This is a genomic window from Streptomyces sp. NPDC059166, from assembly GCF_042755185.1.
Classification (GTDB): Bacteria; Actinomycetota; Actinomycetes; order Streptomycetales; family Streptomycetaceae; genus Streptomyces.
The window spans coordinates 131,360-154,219 of record NZ_JBHZCI010000014.1 but is presented as its reverse complement, the minus strand read 5'-3'; the positions used below and the strand labels follow the sequence as shown (position 1 = coordinate 154,219).

The window sequence follows — 22,860 nt, the reverse complement described above, 5'->3', positions numbered from 1 at the left end:
GGCTGTCCCCGGGCTCAGGCGGTCTGTTGTCCGCCGGTCAGTAGGCGGAGTCGACGTTGTCCATGGAGCCGTACTTGTCGGCCGCGTAGTTGCAGGCGGCGACGATGTTGGCGACCGGGTCGGTGATGGAGTCCTTCGTGCCCTTGACGTGGTAGTAGTCGAAGGTGGGCTGGATGGTCTGGAGCAGACCCTTGGACGGGATGCCGTTCTGGGCGTTGACGTCCCAGTCGTTCTGCGCCTTCGGGTTACCGGACGACTCACGCATGATGTTGCGGTGCAGGCCCTCGTAGGTGCCCGGGATGTCCTTGGCGTCCATGACGTCGAGGGCGGTGCGGATCCAGCCGTCGAGGTCGTCGCCGTACTTCTTCTCGCCGGTCTTGACGATGTGCTTGATCTTGACGGTCTCAGCCTTCGCCTTGGCCTTTGCCTTCGCCTCGGCCTTTGCCTCGGCCTTCGCCTTTGCCTCGGCCTTGGCCTGCACGGAGGCGGTCTCGGCCTGCACCGCGGAAGCCTCGGCGGCGTGCGCCGGGCTCGGGACGAGGGTCAGGGTGACGGCGGCGGCGCCTGCGGCGGCGAGGGAGGCCACGGCGGACTTGCGGGCGAGGGGGCTGCGGGTGATGGCGTGCATGAGTGTGTACCTCTCCATTCAGGGGACGTGATGGGGAGGCCGACGGGGGGTCGGCGACGCGGTGTCCGCGTTGGACGCGGCTTCGCGTCATCAGGGCCGGTGTCTGGATCACGGACGGGCTCTTGCCGTCCGGGTCCGGCGCTCGGCTCCCCGGTACGTCAAACACCATGCGGAACGCTCGGGGCCCGCGACAAGTGTGTGACCTACTACGCTCCTTCGCAGGCCGCCGGGGGGACTGCCGGGACGGCCCGCGTTCATTGGACGAGCGTCCGCCGGGCGTCTACTAACCCCGGCCCTGTGTGACGTGGGCCCTGTGCGCGCCCTCACAGATCCGGTCACCCGTCGCCCCTGAATCGTCACCCTCCGGAAGCGCCTCTTTCACTCGACAGAACCGAGCCGTCACCGTACGGGGCCGCGCTGGGGGTGGGACCGGCAGGAAGCCCCTGTCCCGGAACCGGGAGGCAACGCACGAGAGCCTCGCCGGTGAGAGGCGCGGGGTGAGCGCCGAGTTCCGCCCGCGCCGCTACCGAGCGGCAGAGGGCGAGGGACGCCCGTACGCAGAGCCTCCGGCGGCGCCGCGGCAAGGGCGGCGGATTCCATGCCTCGATGATCGGCAACGGGTAGTTTCGCTCTCCAGAAACTTCCATGACGCGTACGTCCGTTCCGTACGTGCAGAGAGCGGAGGACCGCGTGGTCACTGGACTCGATCCGGACTTCGGACTGACGGCGCACGACTACACGCGCCACCGCGCCGGATTCCCGCCGGAGACCATCGAGCGGCTCGGCCGACTCGGAGCGAAGGTGGCGGATGGCGACGTGCTGGACCTCGGCACCGGAACCGGAAGCCTCGCCCGGCTCTTCGCCCGGGCCGGGGCACGGGTCACGGGCATCGACCCCGCCGCCGCGCTGCTCGAACAGGCGAAGGGGCTCGACCGGGAGGCCGGGGTCGAGATCGCCTACGAGGTCGCCACGGCCGAGGACACCGGGCTTCCGGGCGCCTCGTTCGACGTGGTCTCGGCCGGCCAGTGCTGGCACTGGTTCGACGCGCCGAGGGCCGCGGCCGAGGTGGGGCGCCTTCTCCGCCCGGGTGGGCACGCCGTCATCGCGCACTTCGACTGGCTGCCGCTCCCGGGCAACGTCGTCGAGGCGACCGAGCAGTTGATCACCGCGTACAACCCGGCGTGGAGCATGGGGGGGGGCGGCACCGGGCTGTACCCGCGTTGGCTGACCGATCTGGCCACCGCCGGATTCGGTGCGATCGAGACGTTCTCCTTCGACCTCGACGTGCCGTACACCCCGGAGGCCTGGACCGGGCGGATCCGGGCCAGCGCGGGGGTGGGCGCGAGCCTCACCCCCGACCGGGTCGAAAGGTTCTCCGCCGACCTCGAGGGCATCCTGCGCGACCGCTTCCCCGGTGACGTCCTGCACGTCCCGCACCGCACCTGGGCCGTGGTCGCGGTCAGACCGACGATCAAGACGGAACTCTGACGGGTGGCACCCGGCGGCCGCCCCGGCGCTGAGCGGGGCGGCCCGGTTGACACGCCTGCAGGTCCCGCCTCGGGGCGGCGACAGCCGCACATCCGGTGGTGGCCGACCAGGGCGGCACGGAGACCCCTCAACGGAAGTACAGGGCCGCCTTTGCGAGTACATGCTTGGTGAACAGGCCACCCACGGGGACCTGCCCCCGGTACATCGCGACGCGCACGCCACCACCCGGCACGGCCTGTACCGCGACGGGCCTGCCGATCAGCGTCGCGCCGACGACCCGGGCGTCCTCGGCGGCCCACTGCGCGGCATCCGGCTGCACACTCCCGCTGACCAGCGCGGGAAGCACCATGGCGGCGTTGCGCATGCCCGGCAGCCCCTTGCGTACGCTCTTGGCGTAGCTCATGGACCATCCGGTGAACCCCGCCAGGGTGGTCAGGTCGATGTCCGGGACGGCTGTCGCGAAGACGAACAGTTCGGTCTTCGTGCCGAACCAGCGGATCTTCCGGTCGGCACGGCGACCGATCACCACCGGCTGGTCGTTCCAGTTCAGCAAGGTCACCGTGCACCCGTCGCCGGTCAGCCGTTCCTGGAGCGTCGTGAGGTACGCCGTCGCCGCGTCCGCGGCCGGTTCGGGCCTGTTGTGATTCATGTGTGAATGCTCCAACACCCTTACCACACAAGGGAAGAGGGCCGGTGCCACAAGAATCGTCCGAGGAGCTCCGCACGGCCGTGGGAGACGCATCGCCGGTCCGGGCGGGCACTCCGACGACGTGCGGTCACGTTCTGCGGCGGGGCATGCCGCCGGCGCGGGGGCCTCGACGCCCCGGGACTTCGGGTGGCGTGAGTGGCCCGCGCCGGCGAACAGCGGTTCAGGGGCGCCACCAGTCGTCAGGCGTGCCGTCTGCTTCGAATCATGCGCCGCGCCGTCACACCTTTCCCTGCTGCACCTGGGTGGTGCCACTGCAGAGGCCGTTGTCGGAGGCCGGCCAGATCTTGATGACGTCGACGTCGTTCGCCCAGGTGCCACCGTTGGGGTGGGCGTAGTTCCCCAGGTTCACGGCGGTCTTCCGCGGGATGCAGATGTACCGGTCCGGGTTCGCTCCTGAGTCGATCAGCCAGACGGAGTCGTCGTTACGGGTGTTGATCACGGAGTCCGTGACGTTGCGGTAGGCCACCGGCATGGACTGAACGCCCGCGTCCTTGTACCGGCCCCAGATGGTGCCCGTGGTGTAGGAACCCTGCAGAAGACAGACGTTCGGGTAGCTGCAGCCGTGCATGCTCGCGGCCTGGGCCGGTGTGGCGGCCAGGGGGAGAGCGGCGGCGGCGACTCCCATGGCGAACAGCGTGGCGGTGAGGCGGGTCTTCAGTGACATCGAGCTTCCGTTCCTGCAGACGTGGTTCTCGGAGTCGTTCCGACCGCACGGGGCCGGCCCGCGCCGCACACCTCACCTGGAGGTCTGCGGCGGCACCGGATCACCGACAGGAGGTCGGTGATCACGACGCCTGTGCGGTCGAGGCCGGTGGTGGCCTCGCTGAGGGAACCTAGGGCGATCACGAGCCTGGGACTTTGCCGTTCGTGCAGGACTCTTTGTCAGTTGCGCACCCGCGCCGCGGGCCACGGTTCGCGTCCAACTGCGGCTCTTGAAACGCAAGTTCAAGACGTTGCGCAGCGGGGAGATGTCCTCCAGACTGACGCCGCCGAACGGTGGGACGTCTGCGCCTCGGGTCTTTCGCCTGGATCATGCCGGATCAGGCAGCGGGCCCTGGTGCCGTGCATCGCAAGGCGGAGGAGGGAGTCGGATGAGGTCTCCCCTGCTGGAACGGAGTCGCGAGCCGGGGCAAGGTGGGACCGACGGCAAGGCCGCGAGGTGCGGCACCAGGGCACGCGAGCCCGGCATGATCCGAACGAGAGGCCCTGGGGGGACCTGTGGGACAACGAGTTGAGGTGGCGGCTTCGGGCCGGCCGCATGGCCGGCCCGGACCGAGGAACGTCTCATGAGCCCGGCTCTGGACACCGCGCTCATACCGCCCGAGGACCGGGAGGAGGTGATCAGGCACGCGGTCTGGAATTCCGTCGTGGCCGTCGACATAGACCACCGCCCGCCGGCCTCGGAGATCTCCGCGCGGATGGAGGTCAGCACCATGGGCCCCCTGAGGATCAGTTCGGCGCGTGCGACCGCGGCCACCCTTCGCCGGACGGCGCGGCTGGTCAAGAAGGACGAGGAGCCTTCCCTTTTCCTCAGCCTGCAGGTGACCGGTACCAGCATGGGGACGCAGAGCGGCCGGGAGTGCGTCCTGCGCCCTGGTGAGTTCGCCGTCTTCCGGTCGAACGCCCCGTACACGCTCCTCTTCGACCAGGGGGTCGACCACCACTTCTTACGGCTGCCTCTCGCGGCACTCGCGCTGCCCGACCGCCTGCTGTGCGACACCACCACGGTCGCCCTGGGGTCCGGCAACCCTCTCGCGCCTCTCGCCTACACCTACTTCTCCCAGCTGGCGGCAGGCAAGGACCTGCACCGGAGCGCGTACGCCGACGGCGCCGTGGCGCCCGGCATCGAGTTGCTCCGTGCCGTCCTGATCGCCCAGCACGGAGACTCCGGCCGCGCCAAGGCGTCGCTGGAGGCGACGCTCGGCCTGCGAATCACCGCCTATATCCAGGAGAACCTGGCTGATCCCGGGCTGTCGGCGGCGCGGATCGCCTTCGCGCACGGCATCTCCGTACGTCATCTCTACGTCGTCCTGTCCGAGTCAGGCATCAGCCTCGGCGATTGGATCCGTGTACGCCGCCTCGCCGCGTGCAAGCGCGAGCTGGCCGGTCCGAAGGGCAGGCTCCGCACGATCGCGGCCACAGGACGGAGCTGGGGATTCGTGAACGCGACACACTTCAGCAAGGTGTTCAAAGACGCCTACGGCATCTCGCCCCGGGCCTGGCGGGACCAGAACCATCCGCGCGTCTCCATGTGATCACCTCTGGACACGTCCGCGTCCGTTCACGCGTCGTAGAAGCACCGGAAGCCCATGTGGCCCGTGGTGCTGTCGGGGGTGTTGGAGGTGCGGGCGGCGACCCGGTAGCGGTTGCAGTAGGAGACGTGGCAGAGGTAGGAGCCGCCCCGGATGACCTTCGCGGTCCCTGTGGCGGGTCCGGTGGGGTCGGTCAGCGGAGCGGGGCCGTGGTCGGTGGTCCACCAGTCGGCGCACCACTCCCACACGTTGCCGGCGGTGTTGAAGAGGCCGAAACCGTTGGGGGCGTAGGCGTCCACCGGGGCCGTCCCCCGGTAGCCGTCGTCCATGGTGTTCTTCGTGGGGAAGTGCCCCTGCCAGATGTTGCAGCGGTGCTCGCCCTCCGGCGTCAGCTCGTCGCCCCAGGCGTAGCGCCGCTGTTCGAGCCCACCGCGTGCGGCGTACTCCCACTCCGCCTCGGTCGGCAGCCGGCCGCCCGCCCAGGCGCAGTAGGCCTGCGCGTCGTTCCACGACACGTGGACCACGGGGTGGTCCCCGCGCTCGTCGACGTCGCTTCCGGGGCCTTCCGGCGCGCGCCAGCTCGCTCCGTGCACCCCGCACCACCACGGGGTCTCCCGCACCCGTTCGGAGACCTTGCGCAGCGCGCCGGGAAGGAATGACGCGAAGACGTACGACCAGCCGAAGCTCTCGGCCTCCGTGACATGGCCGGTCGCCTCGACGAAGGCGCCGAACTCGGCGTTCGTCACCGCGTACGGAGAGGCCCGGAAGGGCCGCAGGCGCACCGCGCGCACAGGTCCCTCACCGTCGGCCGGGAAGCCCTCCGCGCTCTCCGTACCCATCAGGAACTCACCGCCGGGCAGTGCCACCGCCTTCTCCCGCGCTCCGGGGAGCGCCCCCGGCCCTCCCGGCTCCACCACCGGGAGGGACGGCGCGTCGGCGGCCGGTGTCCGGCTCGGGGTGCAGCAGCTGGGACGGGGGGCTTCCGTGTGGCTCATGCGTGTGTCCTTGCGTGGTGACGTCGCTTCCCGGGCCGGGCGCGGGGCCCGGCGGACAGGCAACCGGAATCGTACGCCGCGGACGCCCCGTCCCCATGGGTGGACGTATCGTCGCCCGCGGGGAGGGTCGACCCGACACTGTGGCGGTGGGAGCGAGAACCTGCGGTGGCCTAGCGTCACGGGCATGACAGAGTTCACCACCTTCGCCGTGCACATCCCGGACGCGGATCTCGATCCGGACCCGCTCGACCCCTCGCAGATCGTCGGGGGCTGTCCCGAGGTGTCGGGGAAGGTTCTGTGGGAGTCCGAGGACGGGCGGCGTGTCCGGGGTATCTGGCAGATCACCCCGGGTGTGGTGACCGACACCGAGGCCGACGAACTCTTCGTCGTCGTCAGCGGCCGCGCCACGATCGAGGTGGCGGGCGGACCGACGGTCACGGTGGGCCCCGGTGACCTCTGCGTGCTGCGCGAGGGCGACCGTACGACGTGGACCGTGCACGAGACGCTGCGCAAGGCGTACGAGATCACGATGCGCTGAGGGGTCCGGTGGGTCCGGCGCGTCCGCTGCGGTGCGCCGGGGGCGGCCGGGCGGGCCGGTGCGAGGGCGCCTACGGTCCGGGCCGGACGCCGGCACGGACCAGGGACCGCGCCAGTTCGGTGCTCGCCGGAAGGCAGTCGAGCGGCAGGGGCATGGTGGCGACGGCGCCCTCGTGCAGGGTGAGGAGCTGGGTGGCGAGGGTCGCCGGGTGTGCGCAGCCGGCCGCGGCGGCGAGCTCCTCGAAGAGGTTCAGCAGCCAGAGCTTCTGGTGCACGGCGATGCGGTGCCCGGGATGCGAGGGGTCCGGGAGCTCCGCCAGTGCGTTGATGAAGGCGCAGCCCCGGCTGCTCGTCGCGCACCACGTCCGCAAGGCCTCGAAGGGGGCGGTGACGGCTTCGGCCGGGGTGCCGGCGGCGTCGGCGGCGGCGCGTACGTGTGACCGCCAGCGCCGGTCGCGTTCCGCGAGGTAGACCGCCACGAGATGGTCCTTGGAACCGAACTGGTTGTACAGGGTCCGCTTGGTCACCCCGGAGTGCTCGGCGATCAGGTCCACGCCGACCGCTGTGATGCCACGGGCGTGGAACAGCTCCTCGGCGGCTGCCACGATGCGGCGGCCGGCCGGCGTCAGAGGCCGCGTTTCCTGCACGGGAGGTCCCACGGAAGATCCTTCGCGGAGCGATGTACGGTGGAGAGGTTCACAGATCAGTATACCTGGGGAGGTTCGAGCGATGACTGTTCCCGATTCCATGCGAGCGGTACGCATCACCAGGCACGGAGGTCCGGAGGTCCTCGAACTGACGGAGGTCGCGGTCCCCGCGCTTCGGGCCGGTGAGGTGCTGGTCCGGGTGGGCGCCGTGGCACTGAACAACACCGACCTGTGGACCCGGGAGGGTGCCTACGGCCGCGCGGACGACCCGGCGGCGCTGTCCGGCTGGCGAGGCCCGATCGGCTTCCCGCGCATCCAGGGCGCGGATGTGGCCGGCCGGGTCGTGGCCGTCGGGCCCGGCGTGGCGGAGGGTGTCGTGGGACGCCGGGTGGTCGTGGACCCCGCGATCTACGACGCGGAGGGGCAGGACGCCAACCCGGTCGGGCTGATGGGGCGAGCGGGACGGCGGATACGCCGAGTACGTGACCGCGCCGGCGCAGCAGGTGCACGACGTGACGGATTCCCCATTGTCGGACGACCAGTTGGCGACGCTGCCGACGGCGTACGGCACCGCGCTGGGCATGATCGAGCGCGGCCGGCTGCGGAAGGGCGAGACCGTCCTGATCTCGGGGGCGTCCGGCGGCGTCGGTGTCGCGCTGGTGCAGATCGCTCGCGCCCGTGGCGCGAGGGTGGTCGCCATCAGCAGCGGGCCGAAGATCGAAGCGGTGCGCGAGGCGGGCGCGCACCAGGTGGTCGACCGCGCGGGGGACCTCGCGGAACAGATCCGCGCCGCCGCCCCGGACGGCATCGATGTGGGGCTGGACGTCGTGGCCGGCGAGCTGGTGGGCGAATGCCTGCCCCTGTTGCGCGAGGGGGGCCGGTGGGTGATCGCCGGAGCGCTCGGTGGGTACGGCGTGGCCTTCGACGTACGCCGCCTCTATCTGCACAACGCCCAGGTCATCGGGTCCGCCATGCACACACCCGCGCACTTCGGCCTGCTCATGGACATGGCCCGTCGCGCGGAGGTCCGGCCCGTCATCGCCGCGTCCTTCCCTCTGGACCAGGCCGCCCGGGCCCAGGAGGAGCTCGCCCGCAGGGGACACGTGGGGAAGATCGTCATGCGACCTTGAGCGGCCCGGCCGCTGCCTGGGCTCCGGGCACTCGGCGGAGTTCCGTGGGGCCTCCCAGTCACCGGTGCCCGTGCCCGTGCCCCAGGAGTGCCTGTGGCGGCCCCACGAGTGGCCATGCCCCACGAGTACCCGTGGCGGCCTCACGAATGCCCGTGGCGGCACACGAGTAACCGTGGGCCCACGCGTTTCGGGGCCGCCGTGTTGCGCGGCATCTTCCTGAATCGCGCGTGTTTCCAGGGGAGTTCCGCAGCGGCCGATCGCGGGCGTTCAGGTTCCGGCAGACGTTCGGGCTCCGGCAGGGGTGGCCGCTGATTCCAGGGTGGCGATGACGGCGGCGGCCGTGCGGCTCATCGCCGTGCGGCCTGCGGCGAGGTACTTGCGCGGGTCCACCACGCGGGGATCGTCGGCCAGGTGGCCGCGGACTGCGCCGGTCATGGCGATGTTGAGTCCCGTACCGACGTTGATCTTCCCGATTCCGGCGGCGACCGCACGCCGGAGCTCGTCGTCCGGTACGCCGGAGGATCCGTGCAGGACCAGCGGGACGTCCAGGGCGTCCCGCAGGCGTGCCAGCAGCCCGTGGTCGAGCCGGGCGGTGCGGGTGGTCATGGCGTGCGAGGTGCCGACGGCGACGGCGAGGGCGTCGACCCCGGTGGCGGCGACGAAGTCGCGTGCCTCCAGCGGGTCGGTGCGGGCACCGGGCTCATGGGCACCCAGAGGAGCCGCCCCGTCCTTCCCGCCGACCTGCCCCAGCTCCGCCTCCAGCCAGATCCCGTTGCGGTGCGCCCACTCGGCCGCCTCGCGCGTCGCGGCGAGGTTGTCCTCGTAGGGCAGACGCGACGCGTCGAACATCGCCGAGCTGAATCCGCAGTCGGGAGCCTGCCGGAGCAGGGGGCTCGCGGTCACGTGGTCCAGGTGCAGCGCGACCGGGACGGAGGCGAGCCTGGCGGACTCGACTGCCGCACGGGCGAGTGGGGCGAGGCGGCCGTGATGGAACTTCACCGCGTTCTGGCTCACTTGCAGGATCACGGGTGATCCGCAGGCCTCCGCCCCCTCTATGACCGCTTCCGCGTGCTCGAGCGTGATGATGTTGAAGGCGGCGACGGCGCGGCGCTCAGCCGACGCCTCCGCGACGAGGGTGCCAGTGGCGGCGAGGGGCATGGTGGGCTCCAGGACGAGGAGAGGTGGAGGGCTGCTGCTGGTGCGTATGACGCGCGGCCGTCCGGCTCACCCGGGCCCCGTGCCCACGCCACCCGCTGGGCGCCGGGCGCCGGCACGAGTGGCTGCCGGATGACGACCGATGCCGAGGACCCGGCCCCGACGGCCTGCGGCCGACGGGCCGCCCCTCCCGGCAACCAGGCGCGGACGGGCAAGCGCGGACGTGCGGGCAGGGCGGGCACGGGACGCGGAGACCTGCCCCTGGGCTCAGGCTTCGGTGAGGACGACCGAGCGGGTCAGGAGAGGACGACCGAGCGGGTCAGATGACGGGGGCTGTCCGGGTCGATGCCGGCTGCCTGTGCCCGGGCGATCGCGAGCCTCTGCACCCGGACCAGGTCGGCCAGCGGGTCGAGGCCGCTCTCCACCCAGCGGGCGCCCGTCGACAGCACCTGTTCCCGGAGTCCTTCCGGCGCGTCTCCGAACATCCATGTGGCGGTGCCGCTCGTGGCGATGCTGATCGGACCGTGGCGGTACTCCATCGCCGGGTAGGACTCGGTCCAGGAGAGCGAGGCCTCCTTCATCTTCAGGGCGGCCTCGTTGGCCAGCCCGACGGTCCAGCCCTTGCCGAGGAAGGAGAACTGGGTGCACTCGACCAGGCCCTCGGGCAGCGGCTCGGCGAGCGCCGTCTCGGCGTCCCGCACCACCTCGTCGCCGTGCAGACCCAGATGGGCCCGGAGCAGCGTGAGGAGTGTGGTGGCGAACCGGGTCTGCACGACGGACCGCTCGTCGGCGAAGTCGAGTACGACGACGGCGTCGGCCGAGGTCATGACCGGGGTCGCCGGATCCGCGGTGATCGCGACGGTGGGGGTGCTGCCGCGGAGGCGGTTCAGCAGTTCCAGCACCTCCGTGGTGGTGCCCGACCGGGTGAGGGCGACGACCCTGTCGTAGCGGCGGCCCACGGGGAACTCGGAGGCCGCGAACGCGTCCGACTCGCCCTGTCCCGAGCCTTCGCGGAGCGCCGCGTAGGCCTGGGCCATGTAGAAGGACGTACCGCAGCCGACCACGGCGATGCGCTCACCCCTGGCGGGCAGAGCATCCGCCTGGCTCTGCGCGAGTGCTGCCGCGCGGCGCCAGCACTCCGGCTGGCTGGCTGTCTCGATCTCCACAAACGACACGTCTGCACTCCCTCGCGCGGGCTGGATGCTCGATGATGCACGCTATACGGCCTCTGGAATCATTTTCAAGCAGATTTCTTGCACGCGACGTGCGCACAATTTGACTGCACGGCGTCGTGTGCCACGCTTACGCGTGTCCGGCGACCGCACCCCCAGGTAGTGCATGCCCGATTCCCGGACGTCTTGAGGAGAGTTCTGTTGTCCAGGGATGCCCGGTGGAACGCACTGCTGGAACTGGTCGGGAAGAACGGCCGGGTGGAGGTCGAGGACGCCGCGACCTCGCTGGACGTCTCGGCCGCGACCATCCGCCGCGACCTGGACCAGCTCGCCGAGCAGCACCTGCTCACCCGTACCCGCGGAGGCGCCGTGGCGCACGGGGTCTCCTACGAGCTGGCGCTCCGCTACAAGTCGGGGCGCAACGCGGCGGAGAAGCAGGCCATCGGCCGAGCGGTCTCCGAACTGGTGGCCGTGGGTGAGGTCGTGGGGCTGACCGGGGGCACGACCATCACCGAGGTCGCGCGCTCGCTGTCGGTGCGCTCCGACATCGTCGGCGATCCCGGCTCCGGCGCCCAGCCGATGCTCACCGTGGTCACCAACGCCCTCAACATCGCCAACGAGCTGGTGATCCGGCCGCAGATCAAGACCGTGGTGACCGGAGGAGTGGCCAGACCGCAGTCGTACGAGCTCACCGGGCCGCTGGCCAGCGGTGTGCTCGGCGAGATCACCCTGGACGTCGCGGTACTGGGGGTCAACGCGATCGACACCGAGCGCGGCGCCCACGTCCACCACGAGGGCGAGGCCAGCATCAACCGGCTCCTGGCCGAGCAGGCCCAACGGGTCGTCGTGGCCGCCGACTCCTCGAAGATCGGCAGGCGCGCCTTCGCCCGGGTCTGCGGCCTCGACCGGATCGACTTCCTGGTGACCGACTCCGGGATCAGCCCGGAGGCCGCATCCCGCTTCGGTGAGGCGGGCGTCACCGTCGTCACCGTGTGACAATCTCGGTGTCCGTAGATGCTTGATCAAGCATTGAATCGAACAACTCCTGCCATCGCGGTGTGAGCGGTTCGGCTGACGCCACCACGACCCACCGCCCGGGTGGTGCGGGCCATGAGGGCTCGCACCACCCGGGCGGCGAGGGCTGTGCGGATCAGGAGGCGATGAAGCGGGCGATCTGCCCGAGCACGGACGTGTCGGCCAGGAACCCGATGTGGGTCTGGCAGAGCACGCTGTTGTTGGTGGCACCGCTCAGCCGGGTGCTGGTGTACGGGAGGATGACGCCGTCGCAGGCCGAGTACCAGGTGGCGTACCTGGTGTCGCCCGGTGTCTCGTCGCCCAGGCTGATCTGGGCGATGAAGGCCGATCCCGGATACATCTGCTGGCACGTGATGTAGATCAGACAGGCCCCGGCGAAGGTGGTGCCGTGGTTGGCCCCGGCGATGGAGGCGAGGTGGCTGACGTTGCTGCTGCCGCCCAGCACCTTCAGGTAGTACTGGCTGACCAGGCCGCCCATCGAGTGGTTGACGATCGCCACCTTGCTCGCCCCGGTCCGCGACTTCACGTTGTTCACGAACGAGGCCAGCCCCTGGGCGTTGACGACGTTGCTGCCGTACGAGTTGTACTCGTAGGCGAACAGGTCGGAGCTCGACCAGCCGTTGAGCCTGAAGACGCTCATGGCGGTGACCCAGTTGGAGGCGTTGCCGGTGTAGCCGTGGACGAAGACCACGGGGGTGTTCGTCGACAGGGGTGCGGCGGCGGCGGGCGCTGCGGCCACTGCGCTCGGAGCCGCCTCGGCCGAGGTGCCGGCCGCGCCGGCCGGCCCGGCGGCGAACAGGGAGAACGCGACGGTTACCGCCGCGAGGACGCCGAGAAGCCGGCGCGGTGAACGACGACGCATGGAACGCTCCTGACGGGTGAGCGGATGCCTGGTCCGCCCAGAGTCCTGGGAACGGCGTGTGCGCGCCATCGGTGAAATCGCCGGTGTACGCGGGGAGGTCCACGGGACCTCCCCGCGTGGACTCAGTCCTTGTAGTCGGGGGCGATGCGCTCGACGAGGCGCAGCAGCGCCGACCAGGCCAGGTCGTAGGCGATGTCGTCCTGGAAGTCGGCCGTGGCCTCGCCCGCCAGCTGCTGGGCGGTGTACTCGCAGACCTGCTCGGGCGGCAGGACCAGCGGGGTGCCGCCCGCCTGTGCGGTGACCTGGATCTCGCAGGCCTTCTCCAGGTAGTACATGCGCAGGAAGGCCTGGGCGGCGCTCTCGCCCACCGTGAGCAGACCGTGGTTGCGCAGGACCAGGGCGGGGTGGCCGCCGAGGTCGGCGACCAGTCGCTCCTGCTCGTCGAGGTTGAGGGCGACGCCCTCGTAGTCGTGGTAGCCGAGGCGGTTGTGGAACTCCATGGACATCTGGTTCAGCGGCAGGAGTCCGCCCTGCTGGGCTGCGACGGCGCAGCCCGCCTTCGTGTGGGTGTGCAGGACGCAGTGGGCGTCGGTGCGGGCCTTGTGGATCGCGCTGTGGATCACGAAGCCGGCCGGGTTGACGGGGTGGGGGGTCGGCTCGACGGGGTTCCCGTCGAGGTCGATCTTCACCAGGTTGGAGGCGGTGATCTCCTCGAACATCAGCCCGTACGGGTTGATGAGGAAGTGGTTCTCGGGGCCGGGGAGGCGCTGCGAGATGTGGGTGAAGATCAGGTCCGTCATCCGGTAGTGGGCGACGAGGCGGTAGACGGCGGCCAGTTCGCGCCGCAGGCGCAGTTCCTCGGCCGCGGCCTCCGTGGCGGTGGCGGGGGTGGTGAGTGTCTCGGTCACGCGGGCGCTCCTTGCTGGACGGGGGCGGCCTGAGCGTGAGGAGTCCGCTCGGCCGGTACGACGACGGGGGTGTGCGGGCGTCCGGTGGTCCACCAGGCGAGGACGTTCCGGGCGGGTTCGAGGACGTAGGCGCGCAGGGACGTGTCGGTGAGGAACGCGCTGTGCGGGGAGACCTGGAGCCGGGGATGGGTGCGCAGCGGGTCGTCCGGGGCCGGGGGCTCGACCGGGAAGACGTCGAGTGCCGCACCGGCGAGCTGCCCGCTGTCGAGGGCGGCGAGGAGTGCCCCGGGGTCGACGAGGTCACCGCGCGAGACGTTCACCAGCATGCTTCCGGGGCGCATCCGGGCGAAGAGGGCCGCGTCGGCCATACCTCGGGTCTCCGGGGTGGACGGGGTGTGCAGCGACAGGATGTGGGCCCCGGCGACCAGGTCGTCCAGGCCGAGCCGTTGCACACCCTCGGGCCAGTCGGTCCCGGAGGCGTGCGGGTCGTAGGCGGCGATCCGGCCGAAGACGGGGGCGGCGATGCGGGCCAGCGTGCGGGCGATACGTCCGAAGCCGACCAAGCCCAGGGTGAGTTCACTCGCCCGTCGGGGCACGTCGGTGAAGTCCTGGTTCCAGCCGCCGGAGCGGACCACGGCGTCCGCCTGGGGCAGCCTGCGGACGAGGGAGAGCGCCGAGGCGAGGGCGTGCACGGCGACGTCCTCGGTGGCGGCGTGCGGAAGGTTGGTGACCCAGAGCCCTCGCCGGGCGGCTTCGGCGGTGTCGACCATGTCGTGCCCGGCGGACATGGTGGCGATGATCCGCACCCGCGGCAAGCGGTCGAGGAGTGCCGCGTCGACCCGGGCGTAGCCGACGATCAGCGCGTCGGCGTCGTGGGCGGCCTCGGCGATGACGTCAGGGTCGCGACTGTCGGCCACACGGACCTCGAAGCCGGCGTCCGTCAGCAGCTGGACACCCGGTTCGGGATCGAGCTCCTCCGTGTCGGTGATCACGGCGACGGGTCGCAACACTTCAGCCTCCATGGATGATTCGATCGTTCAGTCGTATGGAAACTTACGTTTCAACTGATGACTTTGTCCAGATCGAACGAGATGATTGCCGGGAGGTGATCGGGCGAACGCGAGATCCGCCGCCGGGGCGAGGAGTCGCCTGACCGACAATGAGCGGACGCCCGGCCCCTGGCCGCGGTGGGGCGGAACCGAAAGCGGAGGGGAACGGCATATGGAGCTCGACGAGACCGACCTGTCGATCGTGCGGGAGTTGCAGACGGACGGACGGCTCACCTACGAGACGCTGGCGCAGCGGGTGGGCCTGTCGCGCCCGGCGACGCGGATGCGGGTCCAGCGCCTGCAGGAGTCGGGCGCCGTACGGGTCGTGGCCATCGTGCACCCCGCCGTACGCAGCCTCACCGCGTCGGCGCACCTGTCCATCGCGACCGAGGGCGGGGCCGGCGAGGTGGCGCGGGCGATCGCCGCACTCCCCCAGGCGCCGTTCGTGACGCTGACCAGCGGCCGGTGGGCGATCATGACGGAGCTGCGCACCGCGGGCTTCGCCGAGCTGGAGCGGACCGTCGAACACATCAGGGCGACACCGGGAGTCGGCGCGGTGGACTCCCTGGTGGCCACCCGCCACGTGAAGGACCCGTACCTGCTGACGGAGGAGCCCACCGTCGCCCTGCAGGACGAGGTCGACGAGCGGATCCTCGCCGCGCTGGAGGAGGACGGGCGACTGCCCTTCGCCGAGCTGGCACCCCGCGTGGGCCTGTCGGCCGGAGCGACCCGGTCGCGGACACTGCGCCTGCTCGAGGGCGGCGTGGCCAAAGTGGTCGCGCTGGTCCGGCCCGACGTCCTGGGGATGGGCTTCCTGTGCGGCTTCAGCCTGCGGGTGACCGGCGGGGCGGCCGCCGTCGCGGCCCGGGTGGAGCGGTTCGACCGGGTGACCTTCCTCTCGACCTGCCTGGGCCGGGCGGAGCTGGTCGGCACGATCAGCGCGGAGTCGACGGGTGCGGTCCTGGCCACCCTGGAGGAGCTTCGCGCCCTGCCCGCGGTGCGCGAGGTGGAGAGCTGGTTCCACCTGGAGCTGGTCAAGGAGCGGTACGACATCGGGGCGCGTTCCGCCTGACGGACGGGACGCCCACCGGGCCGGGATGTGCACGACTGACGATCCGTAACCCAGATATCGATCTGGCTTTACAAAAATTGACCGCCTTCCCCTCTGGTCAATCAGTCGTTCGTTTCATATCGTTCAGCGAGCCGAAACGTCTGTCGGCACTCTTCTGCACATCCCCGGTCGAAAGCAGGCCCCCATGCCCCGTCCCACCGAGACCCCCGAGCGCACCCTGCTCGTCACGGGTGCGGCCGTAGCCGTCGCCGGCACCTCCGACCGCGCCGAGGCCCTGGCCGTGCGGGGCGACCGCGTCGTGCACGTGGGCTCCGCCGAGGACGCCCGCGCGGCGCTCGGCCGGGTCGACGAGGAGCTCGTCCTGGACGGCGGGCTCGTCCACCCCGGTTTCGTCGACGCCCACTGCCACCCGGTCATGTACGGGCAGGCCCTGGCCTGGGTCGATCTGCGCCCCGAGCGCGTGCCGGACATCGAGACCCTGGTGGAGGTGCTGCGCGAGGCGGAGCGCGAGCTTCCGGCCGGCGTCCCCGTCCGCGGCTTCGGCTACGAGCACCGCAGGCTCACCGAGCAGCGTCACCCCACCTGCCACGACCTGGACCGGGTGTCCGAGGACCGCGAGGTCTACGTCATGAACGCCTCCGGACACGGCGGCGTCGTCAACTCCCACACGCTGCGCACCTGCGGCATCACCGCCTCCACCCCCTCCCCCGAGGGCGGCAGCATCGGCCACTTCACCGACGGCGAGCACCAGGGCGAGCCCGACGGGCAGCTGTGGGACGCGGCCTGCGACCTCCTGACCGGTCCGGCCGGGGTGAAGATCGGCAACCACGGGCCGAACTTCCATCTCTCCGAACCGGAAGAGATCATGGCCGACCATCTGCTGCGCGCACAGGAGGTGTTCCTGGCGGCCGGTGTCACCACCATCGGCGACGCCCAGGTCTCCCGCCGCGAGATGGAGACCTATCTGCGGGCCGCCGACGACGGCAGCCTCCGCATGCGCGTCTCGGCGTACCTGACGTCTGCCCTCCTCGACACCGCGCTGGAGCTCGGCGCCGTACGCGGCTTCGGCGACGACCGGTTCCGCATCCAGGGCGTGAAGTTCTACGCGGACGGCACCCTGGGCGGCTGGACCGCGTACTTCCCCGAGGGCTACGCCGCCGACTGCTGCCACCACGGGCAGCTCTACCACTCGGTGGAGGAGTACGCGGACATCGTCCGCCGCGCCCACGCGGCCGGGCTGCAGACCGCGACGCACGCCCAGTCGCCGTACGCCATCGGCATGGTGCTCGACGCGGTCGAGAAGGCTCAGGCCGACCGGGAGCGCCCCGACATGCGCCACCGCATCGAGCACTGCGGCCTGCCGACCGACGAGCAGATCGACCGCATGGGCACGCTCGGCGTCGTCCCCGTCATGCAGCCGCAGCACCACCTGCGCACCGGTGACGGCACGCTGACCGCCGTCGGCGAGCTCGGCCACCGCTACAATCCGGCCGGCCGCTGCGCCGACGCGGACGTCCCGGTCGTCTTCTCCTCGGACGCCCCGGTGGCGCCGCCCGCGCCGCTGGAAGCGGTGGCCGCCGCGGCCACCCGCCGTACCGTGCTGGGCACCGTCCTCGGCGACGAGTCGCTCCGGCTGCCCGTCGAGGCGGGGCTGCACGCGCACACCGCCGCGGCAGCACGGGCACTGCACCGCGAGGACTCGGTCGGGGCACTCGCCCCGGGCATGCTCGCCGACTTCGTCGTCCTGGACGCCGACCCGCTCACGGTGTCCGCCGAGGAGATCACCGGCATCCGCGTCCGCGAGACCTGGGTGGGCGGACAGCGCGCCTGGGCCGCCGCCGGCCGCTGAAGTCCCTCCCCCACCAGCCGTAGTCGTTCCAGGGTGCCCGCCCCGCTCCGGGGCGGGCACCCCACCGTCCCCTTCCCTCATCCCTGCCGGAGGTCCCAGTGACGGACCGCACCACCCCGAGCAAGTCCCCGAGTCCGTACAGGTCGGCCTTCGCCGCCCTGGCCGGCACGTCCATCGAGTGGTACGACTTCTACGCGTTCGCCACCGCGGCCGCGCTCGTCTTCGACGACGTCTTCTTCCCGTCCGACATGCCGACGGCGCTCAAGACGATCGCCTCGTTCGCGACGTTCGCCGTCGGGTTCCTGCTCCGTCCGCTCGGCGGAATCGTCTTCGGTCACATCGGTGACCGGGTGGGCCGCAAGAAGACCCTGGTCATCACCCTGCTGATGATGGGGATCGCGTCCTTCGCCATCGGTCTGCTGCCGACGTACGGACAGGTCGGAGCGCTCGCCCCGATCCTGCTGATCACCCTGCGCCTGGTCCAGGGCATCGCGATCGGCGGCGAGTGGGGCGGGGCCGTGCTCATCGCGGTCGAGAACGCGCCGAAGGGCCGTGCCACCTTCTTCGGCTCCTTCGCGCAGCTCGGTTCGTCGGTCGGGGCGCTGCTCTCCACCGGCGCCTTCAGCCTGATGAACCTGTTCGGCAGCGACGCCTTCCACGACTGGGGCTGGCGGGTGCCGTTCCTGGCCTCGTCGGTCCTCGTGATCATCGGGCTGATCGTCCGCACCAAGCTGGAGGACTCCCCGGTGATGGAGGACATCCACGCCGAGCAGTCGGAGAAGCCGGGTGCGAGCAGGCTGCCCGTCACCGAGGTGCTGCAGAAGGACTGGAAGACGGTCCTGGTGGGTGTGTTCGCCCTGGCGACCGCCACCGGCGGCTACTACGTCGTGACGAGCTACCTGCTGTCGTACGGCACCGACGAGCTGCACCTGTCGGAGTCGATGCTTCTCAACGGCCTCTCCCTGGCGGCCTTCCTGGAGCTCGTCGTGACTCCGTTCCTCTCGCTGTGGGGAGACCGGATCGGGGCGCACCGGGTGGTCGTCGCCGGGCTCGCCGGGGTGGTGCTGCTCTCGCTGCCGCAGTTCATGGTGATGGGGACCGCGAGCGTCTTCCTCATCTATCTGACGATGCTGGCGATGCGTCTGGTGATGTCGGCGCTGTACGGGCCGATGGCGGCGATCCTCGCGGACGGCTTCGCCCCGCACGTGCGCTACACCGGCATCTCGCTCTCCTACCAGATCTGCAACATGGTCTTCGCCGGGTTCGCCCCGGTCACGGCGGTGTGGCTGTCGTCCCTGGCGGGCGGTGCGTACTGGCCGCCGGCGGTGGCGCTGATGGCCGTCTCCGTCATCGGCATCTGGTGCACCCTGCGGCTGCGGACCTACCACCGGCTGCGGGTGGCGGGCGAGACTTCGCCGGAACCCCGCGTCACGGCGCCCGTCGGCGCCTGAGAACCCGGTCGGCCCGGGCCGGAACCGCGTACTGCGGTTCCCGCCCGGGCCTCCGTCATGTCAGCGCACCTCGTAGGCGCGGACCAGCGTCTGGCTCACCTCCGCCCCGCGGGTGTCGGCAAGGGTGACGCGCAGGTGCACGAAGGAGCCCTTCGGGGCGTCGGCGGGGAGCTGCGCCCTCCAGCTGCCGTGGACCCGTGTCGCGTCCGCGGTGTTCCAGTCCGTCACGGCGGCGACGGTGCTTTCGGTCCCGTAGGCGTACTCGACGGTCACCCGCTTCAGGTCGGCGGGGCTGTCCTGGCCATCGACGGCGGCGGCGATCCCGATCATGGTCGTCTCCCCCGCCGGGCGGGAGTTGCGCAGGTCGCTGGGTACGTCGAGGACCGGGACGAGCAGGCGCTGGGCCCCCTGGTCGGAGGCCGCCGAAGTGAGGTTCCATTCGGTGGCGTAGGCCAGGCCCGTGCGGTCGGTCGCCGAGACCGGGCGCTGCCAGGTCTGACGGACGGTGAGCTCCGACTTCTCCTCGGGCAGCGTGAACATGCCGGCCGTGGCGGCCCGGGGCTCACCGTTCACCAGGACCTGGCGGGTCCCGTAGTCACCGCGGCTCAGGGTCGAGTCGTGCCCGCCCGCGTCGCCGAAGGGCGGCATCACGTAGGACAGCCGGTTGCTGTCGCGGGTCATCAGCGAGCGGGAGTAGGTGTTGCGGACCGGGCCGTACGGGGTCTTGTACCAGAGCGCGGGTGCGCTGCCCTTCGCGACCGTGTGCGGGCCGTCGTAGGCGGTGCCCTCGTACACCCCGAGGTTGCGGCGCATCAGCGTCGACCAGGTCAGTCCTTCGGAGCCGGACGGAGTGAAGAACTCGGTGCGTGCCTGCGGAGCGCGCAGCGGGAGCGTGGTACCTCCCGCCCAGATCGCCGGCATGCCGGGCAGACCCACCTGGACGTCGGACCAGTAGGTGGTGTCGGCGTCGTTCTGGACGTGGTAGCGGGCGTCCCGCCGGGCGAGGGCGGAGTCCCGCACCTTCTGGACGCCGGGACGGATCGAACCCTTGGTGGTGTACGCCAGGTTGTAGAGGTACGGGCTCTTCGCCGTCGCCGTGCCCGACCAGCGCACGGTGGCGGTGCCCTTCTCGGCCTCCGCCTTGAGCGCCAGCGAGTCGGCCCAGGTGATGGTGGCCTGCGGGACGCCCTCGGGTCCGGTCAGCTGGAACCTGCCCTCGCTGTCCGGGACCGCGCCCAGGACCCCGGCGGCTCCGGCCCTCGCGGCGGCCTGCGCCCAGGTGTACGGGTTGCCGCCGCCGGTGCCGGCGTCGACCAGGGCCACCTTGCCCGTCAGGTCGTGGGCGGCGAAGGCCGCGTCCGTGCCCTGTCCGACGGGTACGACCTCGGCGGATCCCTTCCCGTCGAACTCGGTCGCCTTCTGTACCGGCAGGGAGTCGAGGACCCGGCCGCCGGACGTGGTCAGCTCGGCGAGCGGGGCCGTCTGCCGGGCGGAGGCGAGGAAGGTGAGACGGTCGTCGTGGGTGACGCGCTGCGCGTAGACGCCCTTCGCGTAGGAGGGAACCGCGGTGACGTAGCCGGCCAGCAGTTTCCTGGAGTCGTCCAGGCCGAAGGTGATGCCGACGGCGAATCCGGCGGGCTTGCTCGGCCGGTCGGTGTCCCAGGAGATCTGCTGGGCGTCGCGGGCGTCGAGAGTGACGGTGGTGTCCCCGGCGACGGTCACCTTCTCGTCGTACAGCTGTGAGACGGAGGCGACGTTCCCGACGGCACCCGCGACGTCCCTGGTCATGATCAGGCCGCTCAGGGCGTACGTGCCGAGGGGCACCCGGACGGTGGTGCTGCCCGGCTGCGGGTAGCCGATGGTGTACCGCTTGGCGGTGTCGCGGTGGTCGTCGAACAGCTGGAACGCCGACGGTGTGGCCGCGGGGTCACCGTGCCGGTCCAGGCCCTTGACGGTCAGGTCCGCGGAGGGCACCTCCATGTGGACGCCGAACGGGACGGTGACGCGGACGCCGTGGGCGCCGATGCCCACGAGGCGGCCGGTGACGGTGCCGTAGTCGCCGTCGTCCAGGCGGGCCGACGGGTCGATCCTGACCGGGACGTCCGCGGTGCCGTTCGCGGGGACGGTCACGACACGCTTCGCCGGGGAGGCGAAGCGGGACAGCCGGGAGCCGTCGTCGCCCCGGACGTCCTGCACGGTGAGCGCCAGGGTGACGGGCCTGCCGGTGATGTTCGTCAGGGTGACGGGCTTGTCGACCGGGTCCAGGGCGGACTGCGGGTAGGCGAAGTCGCCCAGCAGCGGAGCCGGCTGTGCCGTCACCGGCTGGGTGGCCGCGCGGGCGACGTCGAGCGGACCGGCGCCCTGTTCCAGCACCGGCGCGGAGGTGCCCTCGGCGGAAGCGGTCAGCAGGGCCTTGAGCTGGGCCGGGGTGAAGTCCGGGTGCTGCTGGGCGAGCAGTGCGGCCGCGCCCGCCACGTGCGGGGTGGCCATCGACGTACCGGACATGGACTGGTACGCCAGGTCGCCCCGGCCACCGGCGCGTGCGGCGACCACGTCGACGCCCTGGGAGGCGATGTCGGGCTTGGCGCTCAGGCCGTCGGCGGACGGGCCGCGGCTGGAGAACGACGCGGTGCGGTCCTTCCGGTCGACGGCTCCGACCGTGAGGGCGCTCGGCGCGCAGCCGGGGGTGGAGACGGTGCCGCGCAGCGAGGCGTTGCCGGCGGCTATGACGAACAGCGCCTTGTCGCTGAGCCGCTGCACCGCCTCGACGTCCGGGCCGGTGCAGCTGGTGGCGCCGTCCGCGCCGAGGGACATGGAGACGACCCGGGCGCCCTGGTCGACGGCCCACTCCATGCCGTTGACGATGCCGCTGAGGGTGCCCGATCCGTCGTCGCCGAGGACCTTGCCGACGAGCAGGTCCGCCTTGGGCGCCATGCCCGCGTACCGGCCGCCCGAGGCGGCTCCGGTGCCGGCGATCGTCGAGGCGGTGTGGGTGCCGTGGCCGGTGCGGTCGTCGGCGTCCTGGCCGTTGACGAAGACCTTGGTGGCGGCGATCCGTCCGGCGAGGTCGGGGTGGGCGGCGTCGGCGCCGGTGTCCAGGACGGCCACCTTCACGCCGGCGCCGTCGAGTCCCTCGCGGTGCGCGGTGCCCGCCCCGGTGAGCGGGACGGTGGGGGTGCCGAGGGCGGGTGCGGCCGTGCCGCGCACCTTGGCGTCGAGCCAGATCCGGTCAACGGATCCGGCCGCTGCCTTGGCCTTGCCGGTCTTCGGAGCCAGCTCCTCCCAGGCGTCGGCGGCGGACTTCTTGTCGACGGTCAGCCCCGCTCCGCCGATGGAGTCGAGCCCCGCGGTGGTCCTGGTGCCCGGTACGGCGCTGCGGGGGGTGCGCCCGCCCTGGTAGGAGACGATGACGGGGACGGCGCCCGCGTGTGCGTCGTCGTACCCGTCGGCCACCAGCTTGCCTATGTCGAACAGTGCGGCGTCGAGCTTGCCCGCGTCGACCAGTTCCTCGGTGCCCTGGGGGAAGACGTAGGTGTGCGTCCCGTCCCTCCAGACGGCGGCGGGGTGGTCGGTGCCCTCGACGGGGCGGGGCGCCGCCGACAGGACTTCGCCGCTCGCGTCCACGCGTGCGTCGACCACGTCGCCGGTGATCAGGGTGACCGTGACGGGCCGGCCGGTGTCGGCCTGACCGGCGGTCGCCGGGAGGACGTCGTCCGCGGGCTCGGCGGCGCTCGCGGGAAGGGCGCCGGCACCGAGCAGGGCGGCCGCCGCGAGGCCGGCGGCGGTTTGCCGCCAGGGTCTGGTGCGTCTCACAGGTGTGCTCCAGGGATATGGATGGTTTCCGCTGGGCAGCAGACTCGCCAATTCGGCGGTGGAAAAGGGGGGATGAAGGTGGCGAGAGAGTGCCATGGCGTGATTCCG

Annotated in this window: 18 protein-coding genes and 1 pseudogene; 8 read left to right on the top strand and 11 right to left on the bottom strand. The window is 71.4% G+C overall.

The genetic code is table 11. The features are described 5' to 3' along the window. Positions 1-37 precede the first annotated feature (37 nt). A complete protein-coding gene (locus ACFXOA_RS13485) occupies positions 38-628 on the bottom strand; it encodes a transglycosylase SLT domain-containing protein (RefSeq protein WP_385026329.1) in 591 nt (196 codons plus the stop codon). Between the two features lie 690 nt (positions 629-1,318). Here ACFXOA_RS13485 and ACFXOA_RS13480 point away from each other — a divergent pair. After that, a complete protein-coding gene (locus ACFXOA_RS13480) occupies positions 1,319-2,116 on the top strand; it encodes a class I SAM-dependent methyltransferase (RefSeq protein WP_385026326.1) in 798 nt (265 codons plus the stop codon). A gap of 127 nt (positions 2,117-2,243) precedes the next feature. Here the strand turns inward: ACFXOA_RS13480 and ACFXOA_RS13475 are convergent, their stop codons facing one another. Then, the gene (locus ACFXOA_RS13475; RefSeq protein ID WP_385026323.1) at positions 2,244-2,765 is read right to left on the bottom strand and encodes a hypothetical protein; all 522 of its coding nucleotides are present in this window, start codon (positions 2,763-2,765) and stop codon (positions 2,244-2,246) included. 277 nt (positions 2,766-3,042) lie between these two features. After that, entirely contained in the window at positions 3,043-3,489 is a 447-nt protein-coding gene (locus ACFXOA_RS13470; protein WP_385026320.1) for a hypothetical protein, read from the bottom strand. A gap of 622 nt (positions 3,490-4,111) precedes the next feature. On the opposite strand from ACFXOA_RS13470, the gene ACFXOA_RS13465 reads away from it, so the two are divergent. Next, complete coding sequence (locus ACFXOA_RS13465) at positions 4,112-5,080, top strand: helix-turn-helix domain-containing protein (protein WP_385026317.1); 969 nt, start codon at positions 4,112-4,114, stop codon at positions 5,078-5,080. A 26-nt stretch (positions 5,081-5,106) separates the two neighbouring features. Here the strand turns inward: ACFXOA_RS13465 and ACFXOA_RS13460 are convergent, their stop codons facing one another. Then, complete coding sequence (locus ACFXOA_RS13460; protein ID WP_385026314.1) at positions 5,107-6,072, bottom strand: formylglycine-generating enzyme family protein; 966 nt, start codon at positions 6,070-6,072, stop codon at positions 5,107-5,109. A 184-nt stretch (positions 6,073-6,256) separates the two neighbouring features. On the opposite strand from ACFXOA_RS13460, the gene ACFXOA_RS13455 reads away from it, so the two are divergent. Beyond that, a complete protein-coding gene (locus ACFXOA_RS13455; RefSeq protein ID WP_385026311.1) occupies positions 6,257-6,610 on the top strand; it encodes a cupin domain-containing protein in 354 nt (117 codons plus the stop codon). A gap of 70 nt (positions 6,611-6,680) precedes the next feature. On the opposite strand, the gene ACFXOA_RS13450 is transcribed toward ACFXOA_RS13455, so the two are convergent. Further along, positions 6,681-7,238, bottom strand: a complete 558-nt coding sequence (locus ACFXOA_RS13450; protein ID WP_385026344.1) for a TetR/AcrR family transcriptional regulator — start codon at positions 7,236-7,238, stop codon at positions 6,681-6,683. Positions 7,239-7,338: 100 nt separating this feature from the next. On the opposite strand from ACFXOA_RS13450, the pseudogene ACFXOA_RS13445 reads away from it, so the two are divergent. Further along, a pseudogene (locus ACFXOA_RS13445) lies at positions 7,339-8,386 on the top strand (zinc-binding dehydrogenase). Positions 8,387-8,653: 267 nt separating this feature from the next. Here the strand turns inward: ACFXOA_RS13445 and ACFXOA_RS13440 are convergent. Together ACFXOA_RS13440 and ACFXOA_RS13435 are read right to left on the bottom strand one after the other, a co-directional pair. Then, on the bottom strand, positions 8,654-9,544 hold the full coding sequence (locus ACFXOA_RS13440) for a ketose-bisphosphate aldolase (protein ID WP_385026308.1): 891 nt from the start codon (positions 9,542-9,544) through the stop codon (positions 8,654-8,656). 293 nt (positions 9,545-9,837) lie between these two features. Beyond that, positions 9,838-10,716, bottom strand: a complete 879-nt coding sequence (locus tag ACFXOA_RS13435; protein WP_385026305.1) for an SIS domain-containing protein — start codon at positions 10,714-10,716, stop codon at positions 9,838-9,840. A gap of 198 nt (positions 10,717-10,914) precedes the next feature. On the opposite strand from ACFXOA_RS13435, the gene ACFXOA_RS13430 reads away from it, so the two are divergent. Next, positions 10,915-11,709, top strand: a complete 795-nt coding sequence (locus ACFXOA_RS13430; protein WP_385026302.1) for a DeoR/GlpR family DNA-binding transcription regulator — start codon at positions 10,915-10,917, stop codon at positions 11,707-11,709. A 154-nt stretch (positions 11,710-11,863) separates the two neighbouring features. On the opposite strand, the gene ACFXOA_RS13425 is transcribed toward ACFXOA_RS13430, so the two are convergent. From ACFXOA_RS13425 to ACFXOA_RS13415, 3 genes are all read right to left on the bottom strand, one after another. Next, positions 11,864-12,610, bottom strand: a complete 747-nt coding sequence (locus ACFXOA_RS13425) for an esterase/lipase family protein (RefSeq protein WP_385026299.1) — start codon at positions 12,608-12,610, stop codon at positions 11,864-11,866. Positions 12,611-12,732: 122 nt separating this feature from the next. Next, on the bottom strand, positions 12,733-13,518 hold the full coding sequence (locus tag ACFXOA_RS13420) for a class II aldolase/adducin family protein (RefSeq protein WP_385026296.1): 786 nt from the start codon (positions 13,516-13,518) through the stop codon (positions 12,733-12,735). Beyond that, complete coding sequence (locus tag ACFXOA_RS13415) at positions 13,515-14,528, bottom strand: C-terminal binding protein (RefSeq protein ID WP_385026293.1); 1,014 nt, start codon at positions 14,526-14,528, stop codon at positions 13,515-13,517. The genes ACFXOA_RS13420 and ACFXOA_RS13415 overlap by 4 nt, the downstream gene beginning before the upstream one ends. A gap of 211 nt (positions 14,529-14,739) precedes the next feature. Here ACFXOA_RS13415 and ACFXOA_RS13410 point away from each other — a divergent pair, with 211 nt between their 5' ends. The 3 genes from ACFXOA_RS13410 (at position 14,740) to ACFXOA_RS13400 (ending at position 18,939) form a co-directional block, all read left to right on the top strand. After that, positions 14,740-15,639, top strand: coding sequence for an Lrp/AsnC family transcriptional regulator (locus tag ACFXOA_RS13410; protein WP_385026290.1), 900 nt, complete (start codon positions 14,740-14,742; stop codon positions 15,637-15,639). Positions 15,640-15,823: 184 nt separating this feature from the next. Beyond that, positions 15,824-17,488 carry an amidohydrolase gene (locus tag ACFXOA_RS13405; RefSeq protein ID WP_385026287.1) on the top strand — a complete coding sequence of 555 codons (1,665 nt, stop codon included), beginning with the start codon at positions 15,824-15,826 and terminating at the stop codon, positions 17,486-17,488. Positions 17,489-17,586: 98 nt separating this feature from the next. Then, positions 17,587-18,939, top strand: a complete 1,353-nt coding sequence (locus ACFXOA_RS13400; protein ID WP_385026284.1) for an MFS transporter — start codon at positions 17,587-17,589, stop codon at positions 18,937-18,939. A 60-nt stretch (positions 18,940-18,999) separates the two neighbouring features. Here the strand turns inward: ACFXOA_RS13400 and ACFXOA_RS13395 are convergent, their stop codons facing one another. Continuing rightward, positions 19,000-22,752 carry a S8 family serine peptidase gene (locus ACFXOA_RS13395; RefSeq protein ID WP_385026281.1) on the bottom strand — a complete coding sequence of 1,251 codons (3,753 nt, stop codon included), beginning with the start codon at positions 22,750-22,752 and terminating at the stop codon, positions 19,000-19,002. Positions 22,753-22,860 lie beyond the last annotated feature (108 nt).